Annotated in this window: 2 protein-coding genes and 2 pseudogenes; all 4 read left to right on the top strand. The window is 74.7% G+C overall.

The genetic code is table 11. From position 1 onward, the window contains the following. Positions 1–285, top strand: a pseudogene (locus tag FV222_RS24755) (acyl-CoA dehydrogenase); the annotation flags it as partial. 27 nt (positions 286–312) lie between these two features. Then, positions 313–1047, top strand: coding sequence for a PIG-L family deacetylase (locus tag FV222_RS24750; RefSeq protein ID WP_147762821.1), 735 nt, complete (start codon positions 313–315; stop codon positions 1045–1047). Further along, entirely contained in the window at positions 1044–1643 is a 600-nt protein-coding gene (locus FV222_RS24745) for an SAM-dependent methyltransferase (RefSeq protein WP_147762820.1), read from the top strand. Before FV222_RS24750 ends, FV222_RS24745 begins: the two co-directional genes overlap by 4 nt. Next, positions 1640–1852: pseudogene (locus FV222_RS24740) on the top strand (glycosyltransferase family 2 protein); the annotation flags it as partial. The gene FV222_RS24745 and the pseudogene FV222_RS24740, both read left to right, overlap by 4 nt.

Below are 1852 nucleotides of genomic sequence, written 5' to 3'. Positions count from 1 at the left end.
CACATGGCCACCGCCGAGCCCGTCTCGGGCGACCGCGCAGTCGCCTACGTCGCCCTCGCCCGCGGCGCGGTCGAGCGGGCCGGCCTCGACGCGATCGAGCTGGCCCAGCGCTCCGTCGGGCTCTCCGGCTTCCTCGAGGCCCACCCGCTCGAGCGGCTGGCGCGCGACCTCGCGACTTACCTGCGCCAGCCGGCCCCCGACGGGGCGCTTGCCGGCGCGGCGACCTACGTCGCCGAGTCCGAGGCCCCGGTCCACGCGCTCTGGCACGATTCCGAACCGGCCTGACGCCGACCGACCCGAGAAGACGACTTCATGCGCGCCGACGCCTTCCTGCCCCTGCTCGACAGCCTTCCCGTCGCCGACCTGTCGGCGATGGCGACGCGCGGCCTCGTCGTGGTGGCGCCCCATCCCGACGACGAGAGCCTCGGCTGCGGCGGGCTGATCGCCGAGGCGCGGGCGCGCGACCTGCCGGTGCGGCTCGTCGTGGTCAGCGACGGCTGCGGCTCGCATCCGAACTCCCGCCTGTACCCGCCCGAGCGGCTGCGCGGCTTGCGCGAGGAGGAGACCCGCCGGGCGGTGGCCGAGCTCGGGCTGGCACCGGAGCATGTCACCTTCCTGCGCCTGCCCGACGCGCACGTGCCGAGCGCCGGCGCGACGGCGCAGGCCGCAGCCGAGACGGTCGCGGACGCCGTCAGCGCAAGCGGGGCCGACGCGGTGTTCGTCACCTGGCGGCACGACCCGCATTGCGATCACACCGCGGCGGCCGACATCGTCGGGCTCGCCCGCCCGATGCTTCCCGGCATCCGCGCCTACGCCTACCCGGTCTGGGGCTGGACCCTGCCGCCGGAGCGCGAGGTCGGGCCGGCGCCGACTGGGTTCCGGCTCGACGTGTCGACCCACCGCGCCGCCAAGCGCCGCGCGGTGGCGGCCCACGCCTCACAGACGACCGGACTGATCGCCGACGATCTCGAGGGCTTCCGACTCTCGGAGGATATGGTCGACCGCCTGTGCGGCCCCTACGAGCGCTTCGTGGACCTGGCGGCATGACTCGCCGCGACGCCTCGCTGACGCCGGACTACTTCGCCGGGCTCTACGGAGCCGACCCCGATCCCGACCCGTGGGGCTTCACCACCAGCGCCTACGAGGCGGCCAAGTACGCGGCGACGCTCGCCGTGCTCCCGCGCGACCGCTACGCGTCGGGCCTCGAAATCGGCTGCTCGATCGGCGTCTTGACGCAACGTCTGGCGCCGCGCTGCGAAACGCTGCTCGGCGTCGACGTGGTCGAGACGGCGCTGAGCGCGGCCCGCGCCCGCAACGCCGCGACCCCGTGGGTGCGCTTCGAGCCCTGCGCGATCCCGGACGCCTGGCCGTCCGGCCGGTTCGACCTGATCGTGCTCTCGGAGGTCGCCTACTTCTTCACCCGCGCGGACATCGCCCGGATCGCGGCCCGGATCGGCGCGTCGATCCTGCCCGGCGGCGACATCGTGCTGGTGCACTGGCTCGGCGAGACAGACTATCCGCTCTCGGGCGACGGCGCGGCCGAGGCGCTGATCGCGGAAGTGCGCTTCGCCCAGGTCGTGCATCAGGCCCGCACCGACGCGTACCGCCTCGACGTGCTGCACGTGGACGAGGCGTCGGCATGAGCGTCAGCGTCGTCACCCTCAACAAGGGCCGCGGGCACCACCTCGCGCGCCTGCTCGAAGGCCTCGGGCGCTGCGCCCCGCCGGACGAGGCCGTCGTCGTCGAGATGGGCGGCGACACGGCGCCGCTTCCCGATCTCGGCTTCCCGATCCGGCGCACGCACCTGAGCCTCGACGGCCTGCCGCTCGCCGCGGCCCGCAACGCCGGGCGC

The sequence above is a fragment of the Methylobacterium sp. WL103 genome (genome assembly GCF_008039885.1).
In the GTDB taxonomy this organism is placed as follows: Bacteria; Pseudomonadota; Alphaproteobacteria; order Rhizobiales; family Beijerinckiaceae; genus Methylobacterium; species Methylobacterium cerastii.
This window is presented reverse-complemented; position numbering and strand designations above follow the sequence as displayed.